Origin of the sequence: Calothrix sp. PCC 7507 (assembly GCF_000316575.1) — a bacterium.
Classification (GTDB): Bacteria; Cyanobacteriota; Cyanobacteriia; order Cyanobacteriales; family Nostocaceae; genus Fortiea.
Map to the genome: position 1 here is coordinate 3,270,117 of NC_019682.1, position 17,807 is coordinate 3,287,923.

15 protein-coding genes are annotated in these 17,807 nt (G+C 40.1%); 4 read left to right on the top strand and 11 right to left on the bottom strand.

Annotated features, from left to right (window positions below):
- Nucleotides 1–12: 12 nt before the first annotated feature.
- Complete coding sequence (locus CAL7507_RS13860; protein WP_201447884.1) at nt 13–1,218, top strand: histidine kinase; 1,206 nt, start codon at nt 13–15, stop codon at nt 1,216–1,218.
- Here CAL7507_RS13860 and CAL7507_RS13865 read toward each other — a convergent pair.
- On the bottom strand, nt 1,215–2,255 hold the full coding sequence (locus CAL7507_RS13865; RefSeq protein WP_015129100.1) for a PleD family two-component system response regulator: 1,041 nt from the start codon (nt 2,253–2,255) through the stop codon (nt 1,215–1,217). The two genes, CAL7507_RS13860 and CAL7507_RS13865, sit on opposite strands and share 4 nt — an antisense overlap.
- A 19-nt stretch (nt 2,256–2,274) precedes the next feature.
- Here CAL7507_RS13865 and CAL7507_RS31685 point away from each other — a divergent pair, with 19 nt between their 5' ends.
- Both CAL7507_RS31685 and CAL7507_RS13875 read left to right on the top strand, forming a co-directional pair.
- A complete protein-coding gene (locus tag CAL7507_RS31685) occupies nt 2,275–2,478 on the top strand; it encodes a hypothetical protein (protein WP_015129101.1) in 204 nt (67 codons plus the stop codon).
- 748 nt (nt 2,479–3,226) lie between these two features.
- Nucleotides 3,227–3,487: a chlororespiratory reduction protein 7 gene (locus CAL7507_RS13875; RefSeq protein WP_015129102.1), complete on the top strand. Its 261-nt coding sequence runs from the start codon at nt 3,227–3,229 to the stop codon at nt 3,485–3,487.
- Between the two features lie 58 nt (nt 3,488–3,545).
- On the opposite strand, the gene CAL7507_RS13880 is transcribed toward CAL7507_RS13875, so the two are convergent.
- Nucleotides 3,546–4,094, bottom strand: coding sequence for a DUF2854 domain-containing protein (locus CAL7507_RS13880; protein WP_015129103.1), 549 nt, complete (start codon nt 4,092–4,094; stop codon nt 3,546–3,548).
- A gap of 217 nt (nt 4,095–4,311) precedes the next feature.
- Between CAL7507_RS13880 and CAL7507_RS13885 the strand changes: the two genes are divergently transcribed.
- Entirely contained in the window at nt 4,312–4,494 is a 183-nt protein-coding gene (locus CAL7507_RS13885; protein WP_015129104.1) for a hypothetical protein, read from the top strand.
- A 244-nt stretch (nt 4,495–4,738) separates the two neighbouring features.
- Here CAL7507_RS13885 and CAL7507_RS13890 read toward each other — a convergent pair whose 3' ends face one another.
- The 9 genes from CAL7507_RS13890 to CAL7507_RS13930 form a co-directional block, all read right to left on the bottom strand.
- The gene (locus CAL7507_RS13890) at nt 4,739–5,155 is read right to left on the bottom strand and encodes a response regulator transcription factor (protein WP_015129105.1); all 417 of its coding nucleotides are present in this window, start codon (nt 5,153–5,155) and stop codon (nt 4,739–4,741) included.
- A gap of 156 nt (nt 5,156–5,311) precedes the next feature.
- Entirely contained in the window at nt 5,312–7,522 is a 2,211-nt protein-coding gene (gene ppk1 / locus CAL7507_RS13895) for a polyphosphate kinase 1 (RefSeq protein ID WP_015129106.1), read from the bottom strand.
- Nucleotides 7,523–7,615: 93 nt separating this feature from the next.
- The gene (locus CAL7507_RS13900; RefSeq protein ID WP_015129107.1) at nt 7,616–8,464 is read right to left on the bottom strand and encodes a hypothetical protein; all 849 of its coding nucleotides are present in this window, start codon (nt 8,462–8,464) and stop codon (nt 7,616–7,618) included.
- A 60-nt stretch (nt 8,465–8,524) separates the two neighbouring features.
- On the bottom strand, nt 8,525–9,493 hold the full coding sequence (locus CAL7507_RS13905; RefSeq protein ID WP_015129108.1) for a lysylphosphatidylglycerol synthase transmembrane domain-containing protein: 969 nt from the start codon (nt 9,491–9,493) through the stop codon (nt 8,525–8,527).
- A gap of 47 nt (nt 9,494–9,540) precedes the next feature.
- Nucleotides 9,541–12,819, bottom strand: coding sequence for a glycosyltransferase family 39 protein (locus tag CAL7507_RS13910; RefSeq protein WP_015129109.1), 3,279 nt, complete (start codon nt 12,817–12,819; stop codon nt 9,541–9,543).
- Entirely contained in the window at nt 12,816–14,186 is a 1,371-nt protein-coding gene (locus CAL7507_RS13915) for a tetratricopeptide repeat protein (RefSeq protein WP_015129110.1), read from the bottom strand. The genes CAL7507_RS13910 and CAL7507_RS13915 overlap by 4 nt, the downstream gene beginning before the upstream one ends.
- Before the next feature lie 18 nt (nt 14,187–14,204).
- The gene (locus CAL7507_RS13920; protein ID WP_015129111.1) at nt 14,205–14,876 is read right to left on the bottom strand and encodes a bifunctional 2-polyprenyl-6-hydroxyphenol methylase/3-demethylubiquinol 3-O-methyltransferase UbiG; all 672 of its coding nucleotides are present in this window, start codon (nt 14,874–14,876) and stop codon (nt 14,205–14,207) included.
- Between the two features lie 19 nt (nt 14,877–14,895).
- Nucleotides 14,896–16,410, bottom strand: a complete 1,515-nt coding sequence (locus CAL7507_RS13925; protein WP_015129112.1) for an efflux RND transporter periplasmic adaptor subunit — start codon at nt 16,408–16,410, stop codon at nt 14,896–14,898.
- 161 nt (nt 16,411–16,571) lie between these two features.
- A complete protein-coding gene (locus CAL7507_RS13930; RefSeq protein WP_015129113.1) occupies nt 16,572–17,798 on the bottom strand; it encodes a glycosyltransferase family 4 protein in 1,227 nt (408 codons plus the stop codon).
- Nucleotides 17,799–17,807: the final 9 nt, after the last annotated feature.

Below are 17,807 nucleotides of genomic sequence, written 5' to 3' on the forward strand. Positions count from 1 at the left end.
GGGTTGTTACCAGTGCTGAAACACGATTACATGCCAGTTTCCCAGGATCAGCCTATCTATTCTGAGGCTCCACTGCAGCTGCTGCTGTTTGTCGATGGGCGACCCAAGTCCCGACAACAGGTGCAGCGAATACGCGCCTACCTAAAGGAGTTGCAGGCTGAGTATAACTTTGAACTTCAAATCATTGATGTCGGGCAACAACCTTATTTGGCGGAACACTTTAAATTAGTAGCCACGCCAGCTTTAGTCAAAATCCACCCGGAACCCAGACAAGTCCTCGCTGGGAGTAATATCATTGCCCAATTAAAAAATTGGTGGCCTCGCTGGCAAACCGCTGTAGACGCCTACTTAAAATTACAGGAAGATTTACAAGAACGTATAGATGAGAATGGCCGAATGTCATCAGCCAAATCAACCATCCGTTCAGTAGCTGTTTCTGCTGAACTAATTAGACTCTCAGACGAAATTTTTCGCTTGAAACAAGAGAAAGAAAAACTCCAGGAGCAACTACAATTCAAAGACCGAGTGATCGCGATGCTGGCACACGACCTCCGCAATCCTTTAACTGCTGCTGCGATCGCCATCGAAACGCTGCAATCAAATTACAATTTAGAGACGGGTGGATTCGGTCGCCTCAAACCAGCAATGACAGCGCACTTGTTAAAACAAGCCCGTAGTCAAGCAAAAACAATTGACCGGATGATTGCCGATCTCTTACAGGTGGGTCGGGGAGGTGATACTGAGCTACCTATTATACCACAAAAGATGGAATTAGGCAAGCTCTGCTTAGATGTATTGGAAGAATTACGCGATCGCTACACCAGCAAATCCCAAAAGATCGAAACAGATATCCCCCAAGACTTACCCTGTGTCTATGCCGATCCAGAACGCATCCGCCAAGTATTGGTAAATCTCTTGGACAACGCGATTAAATACACACCAGCAGGCGGCAAAATCAGCGTCGCTGGACTGCACCGGACGACGCAAAAAGTTCAGTTCAGCATTGGTGACACAGGGCCGGGAATTCCCGATGAAAATCGCGATCGCATCTTTGAAAATCACTTCCGCCTGCAACGAGATGAAGCAACAGAAGGCTATGGCATAGGTCTTTGTTTATGCCAACGCATTGTTCGCTCCCACTACGGTCAAATTTGGGTAGACTCTGTACCCAATGGCGGGGCATGGTTCCACTTTACATTGCCAGTTTATCCTTCCTAATCATTGACATACATTGACTTGAGAATTGTGCGATCGCGCCCCTCTGCCTTTGCTTGATAAAGTGCTTTATCCGCTGCCTCAATCAAATCTGAGGGTGAAGTTTCCCAAGTAGGAATGGTAGTTGCCACCCCCATACTGAGAGTGACATACTCACTCACCGCCGACCTGTCATGCACAATTTGCAAATCTCTCACTCCTGCTTGCATTGCAGCTGCGACATAAACTGCACCAGAAGCATGAGTGTTAGGCATAATTACGGCAAATTCCTCACCGCCATAACGTGCCACCAAATCCTGATTTTTCTGTGCGTTCTCCGTTAAAACAGCACCTACCTGTTGTAAACAAACATCGCCAGCCGGATGACCATATTGATCGTTGTAAAGTTTGAAAAAGTCGATATCGCACAAAATCAGTGATAAAGGCAATTCCTCTTGTGCTAGATTAATCCACTGAGTATTGAGATAATCGTCAAAACGGCGGCGATTGGCTAACCCAGTCAAACCATCAACATTAGCAAGATGTTGTAAAGCTTGGTTTGCTGCCTCTAACTGTTTATATACATGAGCTTGTTGCAGTAGTCTTCGTAACCGCTGACGCAACACTGCCCAGTGAATTGGCTTAGTGATGTAATCTGTCGCACCTACTTCAAAAGCACGATTTACTGACTCTTCATCGTCTAAAGATGTGATCATTAATATGGGTGTCCGTTCCCATAATTTAGAAATCACCGTATTACCCATAGCAGAGTCAGTATCAAAAGTTGCCAGTGCCGACATCAAATTATTCCGAGCAATTTTGAGCAAGTGCTTACAACAGCTAAAGCCATCCATTACAGGCATCATCGCATCTAGCAAAACTATGTCTGGTTTGATAGTCTCATAAGCATCTAGACACTGTTTACCATCATTGACCTCGACCACTCGATAGCCTTCTTGTTCCATAGCTTTACGCAACAGCACTCGGATGGTCTTATCATCATCGGCCACCAGAATGACTGGCGGTTGCTTGGAAAGAGAAAATGGGCTTATGCCTGACATGAGTTGCGTTCCACAGAAAATGAGAATATCGGTACGGGCAAACCTGGGAAAACTTACCTCTTTAACTAAATCACCTGTGAGCGATCGTTATTCTGTCGTAGTCAAAATCTTACTGGATCGAGATTTAGCAGAAGATATTGTGAACACAACAAATACTGTGTGTAAAATAACTGCCCAGGATTTACGACATTTCCGTAAGCATTCCAGAGATACCTCTGGCTAGATCTGTCTACTTTATACCTAGTGGTAGGAATCGCAGCTGGTATAATTTGTTTGAGCATTGACTTTTGGGAGTATTTTGACAAAAAGGCGTGCTGATGAAAACAAAGAAAATACTTCCTGCATCAAAGCTAAAACTAGCAGCAAAAGTCTATCTTGCCGTCGGTCAGTACAACGTTCGATTATTTTGAGCCAAGCAAATAGTAGATGACAAGGTTGCATAAACAATATGTGTATTTGGAACGAAAAGGTAAGAATTACCTTCAAGTCCTGCTATGGACATGACAAGAAATGTTACTATCTATGATTCCCCACTGCTCAAGTCAAATCGTCATTTTCTCAAAAACTTCAAAGACACAACTCCGCTCCTGAGTAATACAGTAATTTTTGACACCACTGATTTAGTCAATAAATTCCCAAAGGTTGCTGATAAATACGAGTTTTGAGATAATTAAATTCAGCGAAGACTGAGCAACTGCAAAAGTTGATTGTTAATTTGCTTTTGGGCTACTACGCTTGAATGAAACCTTTCGCGTATCGGGTTATACATCTAATCTTCTTCACAAAAATAAGTTATTTTTCCGATAAATACTAATTTGCTGGCTAAAATAAAAGTTGAAGATATAAATCCTCAACCACAGGAAGTTACTAAAAATCAAATTTATATCAAAAATTACTTACTTATCAGAAAATTACATTAGTATAATTCTATGCAAATAATCAAAAGTTTCTAGTGAGTAAAAATCATCTAAATGCCAAATCCATTAATGTATCAACAGGATAATTTCGTTGTCCTAGAAACAAATCAAGCAGAACAATTTATGACTGCCTCTGAGTTGTTAGAAAAACTCAAGATAGTTCTGCGAAAACTCAGGTTTCAGGATTTACCACCTGATTTGCAGAAGTTTGATTCTATAGAATCTCAAGCCAAACATTTAATTGATACCAGTTGTGAATTGGATACTGAACCTGGTCAATATTTACAATGGTATGCAGTGCGATTGGAAAAATAACCTCTTAGTCAAGAGTCCAAAGTTACAACTCTCTTGACCCTTGACCTTTGATCCTTAACTATTTTGAAATCGTAATCAGCGTCAGTTCAATTTTATTTTCATCTGGCTGTGTGATTTGAATCTCTACTCCAGGTCCAAAATAACTAGTCATTTTTTCCTGCTTTTGCTGCCAAGCATCAATTGCTATAAATGGCGAATCAAATTCTAAAATTAAGGCATAAGCCCCATTAACTTCCGTTTCTCGCAATGCTGTAATGATTGGTCGTTCCTCGTCTGTAGGACTTAAACCCAAGTAAGATAATGCACTATCTAAATGAGCATCTTGACCGTAGCAATATCGGGTGATGTCCTTGCGAATTTTATTTTGAGTAACAGTTGCTTGCTCCTTCCGCAGTAGTAAGACTGATGGCGTCGTTGACTGGCTAAACGGTATGGGCTTTAGTTCATTAGCTTTCAGTGCTAATCCTCCCAACAATAAAGGAATTCCATAAAAAAATCCCACAAGATTAAGTGTGGCATTATCAGCGGCATAGGCAACAAAGCCAGTTATAGTTAATATGCTGCCGACGATTAAACCGATTGTTCCCAAAGAAATTTGGCGTAACATGATCTTAGGTTAGGATAAATTCTTAACACCTCAGCTTTATTATCATCGGCTATGAGTAACAATTTAGGGAAGAGCATAGACAAAATTCACTAGGAAATTGCAATGCTCAGAACCGTAGATTTATATATGGAGTGAGCTAGGTTAAGTAGAAAAATCCTCAGCCGTGCCCTTGTTTTGCGTTAATTTTAAATTTGAAGATAGTTAAGGAATGCAAAAAATGGATTTACAGACAATAAAAGAGCGAATTGCTGTAGTTCGGGGTAAACGTGAGTACCTATTGAGCTTACTAGAGCAACCAAACCTAGGAATTTTGAGAATTGACGTGAATCAGGCTTTAGAGGAATTGGATGAGTTGATTGATGAATTTAGGCGTACCATTCCAGAAACGGAAAATAATTAAGCTTACCTAAGCGTAGTAAATAGCACAATTTGCGTCGGTATAGCGTTAATTCCAAGCTGTACCGACGCTTTTAATCAAGAAAATATTTCCTAAGACTCAGAGTTGCAGCACATCTAGTACCGCGGAGCGGAAGTCAAAAGAATTGTATTTCGGGCTTTTGGGTCATTTTGTAGACGCGGAGTGGCTTAAGGCAGTGTATAGTATGTTGATTTAAGCCGTGCTGTACTAGGTTAATCCAGAATCTTTATCCTCTAACTGAGCCATATCCGCCGCGCTGTCCTAACTGTCTCACCAAAGCAATGAGTTCGGTTGTCGGCACATCTTTTTTGCAAACATCATCAAAACTAGGCATTGCTTTAGTATCCTGAAAACTTGCGTCTTCCACTGAGGAGTAAGCAAGGATTTGAGTATTAGGAGAAATAGCTTTAATATGACTAGAGGCACTCCAGCCGTCCATGACGGGCATCTGTAAATCTAGAACAATTACATCAGGGTGGCAGCGTTTAACTATTTCTATAGCTTCTTGACCATTACTGGCTAAACCTACTACTTGAATATTCTCTTGGCAAGAAAAAGCTAATTGTAGGGTTAAACGAGTCAGTTCGTGATCGTCAACCACTAAAACGCGCAAGGTAGAAGACTCACAGGACAACATTAACATTCAAGGGAAAAAACTAGATACTATAACTTCTATAGTTTATGGGAACTAGCACCAATAATCACTCTATCCTATGGTTGAATAATGTGTGTGTACCGAGGACAACTAAATTTTAGATAAATTGTAAAAAATAAAGTTTTCTAAAAAAACTAAGTTGAGCTAGTTGTCAAGGTAAAAAGAATTCTTTTTTGAATTAATCAGATTGGAGGCAATATTAGTTGAGCGTAATGACATATTTATGAGCGTTTTTTGTGAATTAGTTTCTGGAGCATCATCACCAGGACGGCGTTGAATATAACTACCATTGGGCTGTAAATCCCATGCTTGGCGATTATCTGCTAGCATAATTCCCAGAATTTCTTGCAAATCCTTGGCAATATCTGGGTCATTAACTGGAGTAATCACTTCTACCCGGCGATCCAAATTGCGGCGCATCCAATCCGCGCTACCAATATAGATTTCTTCTTGAGCGTTGTTATAAAAATAAAACAGGCGGGAATGTTCTAAAAAGCGACCAACTATGCTAATGACGCGAATATTGTCACTGATGTCTTTGAGTCCGGGACGTAGACAGCAAACGCCCCTAACGATGAGGTCTATTTGGACTCCGGCGCGAGAGGCTTCATATAAAGTGGCGATGATTTGTGGATCAACGAGGGCATTCATTTTAGCTACAATCCTCCCTGTAAATCCTTGTTGAGCGTTTTCGATTTCACGATGAATGAGTGCAAGAAAGCGATCGCGCATATTCACAGGCGCAACCAACAATTGGCGATAAGACTTTTGCCTAGAGTAGCCAGTCAAGAAATTAAATAAGTCAGTAATATCCGCGCCCAATTCCTCACGACAGCTGAACAATCCCAAGTCTGTATAAAGTCGTGCTGTTTTTGGGTTATAGTTACCAGTCCCAATATGCACGTAGCGACGCATCCGGTCTTTTTCTCGTCGCACCACCATGACGGTTTTACAATGGGTCTTTAGTCCCACCAAGCCATAAACAACATGAACTCCAACTCTTTCTAGCCGCCTCGCCCAATAAATATTATTCTCTTCATCAAACCGCGCTTTTAATTCCACCAGTACAGACACTTGCTTACCGTTTTCAGCGGCGGTAATTAAGGCATTGACGATCGGCGAGTCTCCAGAAGTCCGGTAAAGAGTCATCTTGATCGCTAGCACATTTGGATCATGGGCAGCATGAGTAATAAAACGCACTACGGTTGTTGAAAAAGATTGATAGGGATGGTGTACTAGCAAATCCTTTTCACGAATGACGGCAAAAAAATCTTTCCCTTCCTCTAACTCTGGTATGTCTAAGTCTACATTTGGTTCTCGCAACCACTGCAGACGGGGAGGAACTACAGACTGTCTCGGTGGCTCTTTAAGTTCTGGTAGAGGTAGTGACATAAAATACATTAAGTCACGCAATCCCAAAAGACCGTCTACTTCGTAAACATCACTTTCAGTTAATTCCAAATCTTGCAACAGTCTCGAACGCACTGGATCGGGAGTCTGGGGTTGAATTTCTAGCCGTACTGGAGTTCCACCCATGCGCCGTTTTCGTAGTTCTTGTTCGATCGCTAGGAGTAGATCATCTGCTTCATCTTCTTCCAGCGCCAAATCAGCGTCACGGGTAATGCGGAAGGGATGATATTCTTGGATATTCATTCCCGGAAAGAGGGAATATAGATTATGAGCGATCGCCTGTTCCAAAGGCACCCCAGTCCAGTGGGCAGGTTGTCCATTATGCTGAATTCCCAACTCTGGTGGTAAAGGCAAAAACCTAGGTAGGACGCTAGGGACTTTGACTCTAGCAAAGAATTCTTCTTCAGTTTCTGGGTTTTTGACCACCACTGCCAAATTCAGGCTGAGATTAGAAATATAAGGGAATGGATGACTCGGATCAACCGCCAACGGAGTCAGAACCGGAAATATTTGTTCTTCAAAATAGTTATCTAGATAATTCCGCTGTCTCTGAGTCAAATCGATGTAGTCCAAGATATGGATACGATTATTTGCTAGCAACGGGCGTAGTACTTGTTCAAAATTTTGGTGCTGCTTCGTTACCTGGGGACTAAGAGTAAACCTAATATCGTCTAGCTGCTGTTGCGGTGTCCGTCCATCGGGACTTAACTGACTGACTTTTGCCTCTACTTGTTGCTTTAAGCCTGCAACCCGCACCATGAAAAACTCATCTAGGTTAGAAGTGAAGATTGCCAAAAACTTAAGTCTTTCTAGAAGCGGCGTTCTTTGGTCAAAAGCCTCATGCAAAACCCTGCTATTGAACTCTAACCAGCTTAACTCTCGATTGAGATAGTACTGCGGGTCATTTAGATTGATAGGAGTAGCGCTCTTTTTCGATTTCGGCATGATGACCCTAGGTTAGGCAGATACAGTCCATTCAACAGGATAACAATAAATATAGTAAATGAAATAGCGCTTAGATCATCAGCAGCTTGTCTTCTATTTTGCTATATACAAGCCAAAATCAGCCTTATGTCCACCTGCACTCGCATAAAAAGGAGTTAAGTAATATCGTGGTGGTTGGTAAAAGTTTTCGGCTGTAAATGGTTCTTGAAATAAATCTCCTACTAAATCTTCGCGCACAAAAAAAGCATTTAAACCAGTAATATTACATCCAACAAGTTTATATCCTTTGTAATTACCTAGTTTTTCTAGAGACTTTAGAGAAGCGTTAAAATAGTCAGTATACTTCCATGTATGATTGGGATTGTATTCCATAACATATATAGCAGGAGGTCTAAATTTAGCATTATATTCAATAACGATAACCCTTGGGTTTATTACGTCTATGGTTTCCCATACATGATAATCGTTGCCATCAATATCTATACTTAATAAATCAATTTCTCCGATCACGTCATTGTCGGTAAATAACTGATTAATGTTATCTCGTGTGATGAATGAATTCGTTAGCTTAAGTTGAGATGATGATACGGCTGAAGCAAATTTATTCCTGATAAAATTACAGTTCTTTTTTCCTGCTTCAATCCAAAGACCAGTCCAACCTTGATAAAGTAAGTAAAGAGTATTATTTTCCAGACCTTTAGCAGCACCAAATTCGACGAAAGAATAGTTTTTTATGCCAATTCTTTTGAATATTTCTGCGATGATGCCATCTTCATCATTTTGCGAATAAGCTTTAAAACCATATTGTTCCAACCTTTTTGGATCTTGGTAACGAGCATCCATTAAGATTGTATTTATTAGTTGTTGAGCATTAACCCTATAATTTAACAAAAGAAACCGATTTGTAGTCCTATCTATCAAACGTTGTATTATATCCATCATATCAAACCTCCAAGTTTTGAATTGTATTAGCTTATAAATGATCGACAGTATCCAGTAGATTTAATCAACTCTACTCTTCTTAATAACTTCTATCCCAGCCGCATCTAGTCCTAAAATTATAGCCCCAGAAAAACTAACAAACCAATTCAATAAAGTTGTAGTTAGAGATAATAAAATGGCTTGCTCGGCATTGAGATCAACACGAGTAAACAAATAGACCCATAATCCCTCTCTTAGACCTAGACCTCCTAAAGAGATGGGGAGGATAGTAACTACCGTAATTATCGGAATAAATACTAGAAGCTCTAAAGAAGAAATTGGGATTTTTAACTGATTAGCCACTATATAGAAATAATATACTATTGCTAACTGAAGTAATAATGAAAGCACCATTGATAAAACTAATGCCCGACGATTTTGAGTAAATTTATGCAAAAATATTTGGATTTTTGCAAAGCGGACTGCAAAACTACCAAGATGAAACTTGATCAGCCAAGGTTCTGCCCAAGCTAATAACTTGGAATTGGCTATCAATAAAGTACCTCCCATGAGCGTTACTATACAAGTTATCAATAGAATAATGATATCCCAACGTCCCACTAGCCTAAAAGCGGCTGGTAAAGCTAACAAAGCTATCATTGATAAAGATGCAAGACCTGTAAATCTTTCTAAAAATACAGACGCAAGTGCTGCTTCTGAATCTTGTATTTTTTGAGCAACCCGATAAACTCGATAGACATCTCCACCTATAGATCCTGGGAGAAAAATATTGACAAACATCCCTATGAAATAGCTACTAAGGAGAGTACTCATTGGTATTGAGTAACCAGTCGCTCTAATAACTAATTGCCATCGCCAGCAGCTTAACCATTGACATCCTGCGTAATATAGCAATGCAAAAACTATAAATGGGAGAGATAGATTCTGTAATTGATTCCAGGCTTGAATTAAGTTGATGCGGGTGAGTAATAGAGTAATAATAGCCAAACTAATGACTATTTTTAATACAGCGATTCGTTTAATTTTCACAGTTATTTTTCAAAAAACTAATAAGAAATCTTAGAGATATACTGTTATCAATAAGCTCCTAAGTTTTTGCCTTGATTAGGTACGCGGGGTAGTAATCCATCTTCTGGTTGCCACAAACGCAGACGACTACCAAAACCATCAAAAACCGGTTTTCCTAATGTCAATAGATATTCGAGCATCTCAGAATCAAATCTATTTTCTTTTAGGTCGTCTACATGTAGCCAGACACGCTGAGATTTTTCTAGAACGTGGTTTAACTGGTCTAAATTACTAACTACTACGCCACCAGCTACACGGTCAACTAACCTACCATCATGCCAATATGGCGCATCTAAATATCCAGATCCTGTTAGGAAGTAATCTAGACCGCCTAAATTAACTGCTGCAAATGTAATACTAGGTGAGACTACTACATCTCCTGGTTGTCGATGAGTCTGAATATATTCAAATAGCTTAGTATCACGTTTAACAATAGCTTCTTGATAGCCAGATAAAACCCTTACTGGTTCTATATTTCCCAACAATAATATGACAATAAAAGCTAATGCGATCGTCCGTAGAGGTAGTAAGCTATTTAATATAGATTCTAAATCTTTACTTAAACTGTTTACTATGCAAATACCGCTATATACCGCCAATAAAATAAATAGCGGATAAACTGGATAAGTATAGCGTTCTGTAAGCAAGTAAGTTGTCAACGTTACACTAATTAAATTAATTAATACACTGCTAAATAAAAATATTACTTTACCATCACGACGTTTCATAAAATAGAGAAAACCCATAAAGAATAAACAGCTATAAATTGTGTATATTCTGTCGGGACCTACAAAAAAACGAGATGCTAATCCTGTAATATTAAATAGACGCAGCTCAAGAAAAGAACCTGTTGTGCCGGATATTGCTACCCGAGGTGTCAGGCATATAATTGAGAAAACGATCCCATTAAATCCGAAAATTACTAGCATTTCTAGACTACTTAATAGTAGCGACCAGTCTTTTGACCATCTAAACTTTTGATAAAAGCAAAGGAACCCAATTAAAAAGCAAGGTAACAAGGATATGGTTACTTCCTGAGTCAATAAAGTCAATGTCAGTGTCAGGAAAAATATATACTGATAAAGCTTTCCAGCTTGCTCAATAAAGCCTTTAAAAAACGACCAAAAAGCTAGAAGGCTCATAAATTGCAGAACTGCATAAAAACGAATATTTCGTGAATACCAGATTGCAAATGGGTCTACAGCCAAAATTGCGGTGATTAGCAGGGCAATCCAGGCTTTGCCAGTCACTTTGCGGGCTAATAAAAAGACTAAAACTAGAGTAGCTGTTCCCCAAAGCGCAGATAGTAAGCGAGCATTAACAATCGAATCTCCCACTATCCGTAACCACAGAGCTAAAAGATATTGATAAAATGGTCCACGAGTGTACCAAATACCAGAAGTTTGTGCTGGAGCGCCTGTGTGCAGGATACCTCTAGAGGCATCTAAGGAGACGTTTTCATCAGTATCTAAGTCTATAAAACCTAGCTGATAGACCCTCAAGCCAAAACCAATGCTGACAACCAAGACTAACAAAAACCATTGACCCCAAGTGTTCCATACCTGCCTAAGTGATGGCAAACCTTCTGGAAGCAACAAGTTTATGATCTGTTGCTTTCTCCACCAACTGATTAGAGTTAAAGTTGTAATACTAGAGCAAACCAGGAGAACGGGGATAACTCTTCCCCCTGCAGCTAAACCCAATCCTACACAGGTGAACAAACCTAAAAGGAACCACAGACTCCAGTTAGGTAACATACCCTGATCTTTGATCTGACTCCAAAGCAATGTCACTAAAACAATGCTTGCAAATCCAAGCAAGATTAAAGCATTGCTCTCGGGTTGAGCAAACAGCAACCCTGTCTCTGCTTCCGCATAGCGGTGTTTAAGTAAACCAATAACAATTAAAAATAAGGTTCCTGGAAACAACAGCGCCGTACCTGCTCCCAAGCTATCCCACCAACTATCCTGGCGACCTAGCCAAAATCGACCTAGACTCCATGCCCAAACTAGGGCAAAAGCTATCCCAGTCAATTGCCAAAGACTCTGATGCCAGAGGTAATCAGGGTAGTTAAGCAGATAGGCATCGCCCTCAAATGTGCGACGAAATTCTTGTGGGTTAGCCGATTTTGAGATGATTGCAGATTGACCTTGATCAGCACGTTGTGTCAAAGCTTTTTCAGGAGACGCAAAAGCCATCCAAGTATTGTCAGTAGCGATCGCATTTTTGATTTCGCCTTGCTTTGTCTCTACCCAACCGTCCAATAAAAAACTCAGCAAGCCGTCTGCATTTTTCCCACTTGCTTCTAGGGGACGAGCCAGACGTACTGCTAGGCTGTTAATACCAGGGTGCAGATATTTCGTCACATCATAAAGGTGTAACTGATTGCTATTACCTGTTGTATAACGTTTGACTAACATACCGTTGATTAGGAGAGCATATTCCTGATCCCCAGCAAACCGAATAAACGCATGAGCAAGTTGCGTTTGGGATATATGCCATGAACCTCTGAGCCACAGTTCTCCTTGAGGACTTTCATCTCCTGTAATCCAATTTCCTTGAAGCGATCGGTCAAATAGGTTTTGGCTCAACCTACTATAAGTTGCTTCCTTAACAGAACCAATTGCTACTGCACTAAACCAGTTTTCATCTGGAAAATCAGGTTCAAACCATTGTAAGCCTTGGTGGTTTTCCGATAGGATAGAAGTCTTCCAAGGACTTGCTCCTGTCGTTAGATTGATCTGAGGCGAATTGGCTACAGGATAAATCACCCCCTCAACAACCACACGTGGATTTGTCTGTCCTTTTTGGATTTCCAGAGCTAGGACATTTTTGCCGGGACGCAGGTAAGAAGTTATGTCTAAGTATGTTGTTAACTTCCAGTGTTTGGAACTGCCAACTAAGTAATTTATCGCTGATCCAGTACGATACTGAATACTGTCATTGAAATCTTGGGAGTCACCATTGCGCCTACTAGCTAGACCAAGAGCATTATTGAAAACAGTTCTATCCCTGACTACTAGCCGCCCATTGACATAGACGACAAAACTATTATCAGCACTGAGCCGTAACCAACCTGATTGTATGGTGTTGGGTAGATTGAAAGTACGACGAGCATAAAAACGATAATTTGTCTCAGGCGCAGCAATCCACTGTGCCTGTGGCGACCAAGCCACGCGCTCAACAGTTAATGGTACTTTATCCCAAACAGCAAAACCCAACATCCCTAGCAACAACCCCAGAGTTAAAATGAGTGCTAATGGTAACGAACGGTTAAAGCCCTTCATTCTTGCTCCTCAATACTTTCTTTCCACGTGCTGGAGTCGATAGATTGCCGATATCTTGCCCAGGCTGTCTTGATCTCGTCATTACGATAGTCAGCCCAAGCTAAGTGCAGATAGGCTTGACCTAATAAAGCCACACTAGATGAATTCGAGTTTTTGTAAACCTCTATAATCTCTTGGGCTGTCTGGGCCGATTTTTCAAATTGTCCATTAACTACCCTCGCCAACATCAAGTCATAGGAAATTTCGAGATGACCAGGAAAAACCTGTAATGCTCGTGTAAATAAATCTGTCGCGCCCCCAGCCCTGCGGCTGTTGAGGGTATTGAAGGTGTTTGGGTTGTTGTAGTACTCAATTCCCTGATTCAGCAGTGTGGTTGCCAAATACCCTCTCACCAAAAATTGATTAGGTTGGATATCCAAAGATTTTTGGAAGTAATCTTCCGCTTGGACAAAATCTCTAGCACGATAGCGTTCTAGTCCTTTGACAAAATTGATCAAAGCCAAGTCAGGTTGATTAGCGTAGAACCCTGCTTTTGCCATTCGTTCGATAAATTCTTCATCCCCTCTCAAGGGCGGATACCAGGATGCTAAAGTCTGACTAGCTGCCGTCACTTGGCGATACTCTCCTTTGGCAAATAGGGTATCTAGGTGATAGTTAAGAATATTGACGCAGATTAAAGACAAGATAATTGTCACCAACAATGAACTCATCCCAGGTAGTAGCTGCCTAAGATCGTTGACTAAAGCATCAATTTTATTCTCTGTTAGTGCCAGATAAAGCCCCATTAAGCTAATTGTCAAACCAGTAACAGTCAATCCCCATCCTCTACCAACAAATAGGAAGAAGCTGTTTTTATAGCCTAAACCAGCAAGCAAAATCTGCTCCCATGAAGGCATTTGAAAAAAGCGGCTATCCTGGATAGAAAAGTCAAATATTGACGTTAGAGGTCTAGATTTATCCAGCGATATGTTCTGTTTCCACTGCGCCTGGACTTCCGAAAAGTTTTTCTCTACATGACTAGTTACTCTTTTATCTTGCTCGTAATATGAAGTTGCCAAAAAAGTGATACTTGGTTGCCATGTAGTAATAAAATAAGGAAATAGTAAGACTGCAATTAGTCCACACCAACAAACAAAACGAGATGAACGCTTGATACCAATAATTAGGGTAAAAATAACGACTAAAGATAAAAAAATAGCAATAACTTTTCCTAAGTTGGCTAAAAATAAATTTATTCTAAAAACTTCTAAAGCTTGAGGTGGTAAGTAATACCACGGGTAGATTGCTCCCACCACTAAAGCTAGTAACCCTATTAATAGAGCTATTTTGTCTCGGGTAAACCAATTGAAGTATCGGAGCAGACTCATAGTGTTTTCTTATGAAATCTAATTAGTTGATGGCACTTCTGCAATAGTCAAAACATTCTGTTGTAATGCTGATTTGGTAAAAAAAGATAACTTTTTAGGTAGTAAAAAATAGGGGAATATTTTACCCAATACATGTAACAATCCAGAAGTTTTAAAGAAGCAAGCCAGATAGTGTTCACTGCGAATAATCTGCCAGTTATTATCAAATAGCATATCTTCAATACGTTTTTTTGAAGTTACAAAAGAATGAGTATAGTCTACCCAAAAAAAATCTCCCCACTTTTCAATGTCGGGGTAGAGAAGAATCAAATATCTTCCACCATGAGAACGTAATATTTTTTGAGATGCCTGGAGAAACTCCTGAGCTTCGTGAACATTATTGAGATGTTCAATTACGTGTGAAGCAACGATAGCATCAAATTCTTCAGATATCTCAGGATATACAGGCATCATACCGTCATAAACCTTAAATCCATCAGCAATAGCGGCATTGCGTGATTGATTACTAGGTTCAATACCTGTCCACTCAATACCATTTTCTCGACAATAGCGAGCAAGGTGTCCATCTCCGATACCGACTTCGCATATTGAAGAGATTTTTAATCCTGAGAGAAAAAGCTGATGAAGTCGATTCCGAACTTTAACAGCTAATTTAGGTTTATAAATCTGGTTTCTATCGTAGTAACGCATTAACACACCCCTGTTATTCTTAACGTCCCTTAGCAATGGGCATTTGTACAGATTTGTTATCCAGGCGATCGCCTGGATTGAAAGCTCTAGCATTAGGTACTACCTGTTCTCCAGCCTGTAAGCCTCCCAAAACCTGACGTTGGTTATCAAAAATTCTCCCTAGCTTCACTTTTTTGACAACAGCTTTACTATCTTGTGCAACCATCACCATACCCTCGCCAGCAGACAAATGAGTAACTGAACTTTCTGGAATTACTAAGCTCACCTTGCTTTGATCTACAAATTGGACATAGCCCTGCAAACCTGGAGGCATTTGTATACCATCAACACCAACCCAAACAGAGTAAGTAAACTGGCGATTGGTACCTACTTGACTGTTTTTAGCTGCATTAGTTTCGACTGTGGGATTAACTTGAATTACTCGTCCCTCGAAGGTCTGTCCAGGATATGCTACTAAACGCACTATAGCTTTATCACCAGTTTTGACAGCATTAAGTCGTGCTTGATCAATATATGCCTTAAAGACCACATCTTGGGTAATAGTCATTAAAGAACTGCGATCTACTATTTCTCCACTATTAATATTTACGCTACTTACCAGACCATCAGTACTTGCATAAATTACTGTCTTGCCTAAATCTCTAAGAGCGTTTTGCAGAGCTAGTTTATTGTTTTCTACTGCTAGACGAGCATTAACTAAGTCTTTATCTAGGCTTGTTTGAGAAATTTCTAGTGCTTGCTTGGCAGAAATCACTTCTTTTTGACGGGTAATATAGAAATCTTGGTTGCTAAATTGCAAGTTTTTGTTATCAATAAATCCTTGTTTAGCCGCTAGTAGTTCTTTTTTACGAGTAGCATAAATATCTTGCATCTCATAAAGTTGAAACTGAGAAATTGCTCCTTGCTCTGCTAACAATTGTATTTGTTTTAATTTTTTTTCAGCGGTCAAAAGTCTGGCTTGATTAGCCTCAACATTGTTTTTGATTTCCTGTTCTGTTAAGGAGTAGATTTGTTGAAGTCTATTTTCCGCAGCATCAAGCCTTACCTGTGCAGTTTTTACATCATCTTTCAAAGAAAATAATCTTTGAGGTATCGAATTTTGTAAAGCCAAAAAGTTCTTTTCAGCAGTAGCTAAGTTGTTACGGGCTGTATCAACCCGATTTTCAAAGGGTGTTGGTTGTAAACGAAGTAAAGGTTGTTTTTTCAGTACTCTCTGCCCTTCTTTAACATAAACTTCTTCGACTTGTCCTGAAACTAAAGAGCGAACATTTACCTGTTGCATAGCAACAGATTCACCCGGAGCCGCTAGACTGTCTTCTAAATTTTTTTCTGCTACTGCTACAGTTTCTACTTCAATGGGTTTACCCGCCATGCGCTGCAAAGCCGGATAACCAAAACCAGAAGAGTAAATTCTTGATTCTGGATCTTTTAAGGCGGGCAAAAGTACATTTACAGACAAAATCCCCATTAGACCCAACGGGCCTACTACCAGAGTGGTCAAAACTCCACGAGATAGAGAAATTTGAAAACGCATAATTTAATCCATACAAAAGTAGTACTGTGAAAAATTGACAAAGATCTATCTAGAGCCAGGTAAGTATGCCCCTCTCAATGGGTACATTTATACACTTCCCTAAAACCTGGCAAAAGTAACATAATTCTGGACAAAAAATTTAAATTTACCTTAAAAGCTCACTAGGCGAGAGTTTCAGTATTTTTTTCGGTTAAAGAGCTATCTAGAGCTTTCGCAAAAACCTGTTCCCACATAGGGATAATCCGCAACCAGTTAAAACGGTTTTGAGCGTCTATCAAACCTTTTTGTGCCATTTGTTGGGATTTAATGGGGTCTGATAATAGCGCCAGGATGGCTGTAGCTAGCGCTTCTGGATCTTTTTCAGGTACCAACAATCCGGTAGTTCCAGAATGGATGACATCGACAATACCGCCGACAGCACTGGCAATTACAGGCTTTTGGTGGGCTAAGGCTTCTATCATGACAATTCCCAAGCCTTCTGTATCACCTTTGCTGTCTATAATTGCTGGCAGTACGAAGATATCGCACCCAGCATATTCATTAGCTAATTCTTCTTTACTAACAAATCCCAAAAAATCTACTACGTTATCTAAACCCATAGCTTGGCTCTGAGATTTAATCTCTGCTTCGAGAATTCCTTTGCCTACAATACGTAACTGCACAGGTTGTTTAGCCAACACTAAAGGTAATGCCGACAGTAGATATCGCAAACCCTTACGTTCATCTAGCCTACCTACAAATAATATCTGAGGAACTTCTCCTAATTGACGTTTTTGAGGTGGTTTAACTTCTATAGTTAGACCATAAGGGATTACAGTCACGGGTGCATCGTGAATTTTACGAATTAGCCCACTAGTAAAAGATGAATTTGCCGTAATACCTTTAGCAAGGGGCAATAACCACCTGAGAACATGTGTTACAAAACCGAATTTATTAGCTAACATCAATTCGGAACCGTGGAAACTGAACACCATCGGCATACCTAATAAAATACTCGCAGGTAAAGCCATCAATCCATGAGGAAAAGGCCAATGAATCTGGAGCATATCTGGCTTTTCTTTGTAGCAGATCCAAAACAATTGCAATGTACCCAAGAAGATATACAAAGCAGCAGCTAGCAGATAAAGAGGCTGCTTTTGTAACTTAGTAGGAGCGCCATCTCTTACCAAATTTTCAAAATGTTTGAGACAGTAGCGAAATCGGTATACTCTAACGTCATCTAATACATGGCTTTGAGAACCTTCGTAGGCGGGAGCAAATACTGTAAATCTAGCCCCGGTTGGTTTTAAGCGTATAATTGCTTCCCGCACAAAAGCACCATGATTAGCATCAGCAGTCATGGGATAGACTGACGTGATCACCAGAATATGTTTACCTACAATATTCATAAGACTTGC

Coding starts and splice junctions, on each gene's coding strand:
- CAL7507_RS13865 (WP_015129100.1), bottom strand. CDS start 2,255: ATGTCAGGCATAAGCCCATTTTCTCTTTCCAAGCAACCGCCAGTCATT.
- CAL7507_RS31685 (WP_015129101.1), top strand. CDS start 2,275: ATGAGAATATCGGTACGGGCAAACCTGGGAAAACTTACCTCTTTAACT.
- CAL7507_RS13875 (WP_015129102.1), top strand. CDS start 3,227: ATGCCAAATCCATTAATGTATCAACAGGATAATTTCGTTGTCCTAGAA.
- CAL7507_RS13880 (WP_015129103.1), bottom strand. CDS start 4,094: ATGTTACGCCAAATTTCTTTGGGAACAATCGGTTTAATCGTCGGCAGC.
- CAL7507_RS13885 (WP_015129104.1), top strand. CDS start 4,312: ATGGATTTACAGACAATAAAAGAGCGAATTGCTGTAGTTCGGGGTAAA.
- CAL7507_RS13890 (WP_015129105.1), bottom strand. CDS start 5,155: ATGTTAATGTTGTCCTGTGAGTCTTCTACCTTGCGCGTTTTAGTGGTT.
- ppk1 (WP_015129106.1), bottom strand. CDS start 7,522: ATGCCGAAATCGAAAAAGAGCGCTACTCCTATCAATCTAAATGACCCG.
- CAL7507_RS13900 (WP_015129107.1), bottom strand. CDS start 8,464: ATGATGGATATAATACAACGTTTGATAGATAGGACTACAAATCGGTTT.
- CAL7507_RS13910 (WP_015129109.1), bottom strand. CDS start 12,819: ATGAAGGGCTTTAACCGTTCGTTACCATTAGCACTCATTTTAACTCTG.
- CAL7507_RS13915 (WP_015129110.1), bottom strand. CDS start 14,186: ATGAGTCTGCTCCGATACTTCAATTGGTTTACCCGAGACAAAATAGCT.
- CAL7507_RS13920 (WP_015129111.1), bottom strand. CDS start 14,876: ATGCGTTACTACGATAGAAACCAGATTTATAAACCTAAATTAGCTGTT.
- CAL7507_RS13925 (WP_015129112.1), bottom strand. CDS start 16,410: ATGCGTTTTCAAATTTCTCTATCTCGTGGAGTTTTGACCACTCTGGTA.
- CAL7507_RS13930 (WP_015129113.1), bottom strand. CDS start 17,798: ATGAATATTGTAGGTAAACATATTCTGGTGATCACGTCAGTCTATCCC.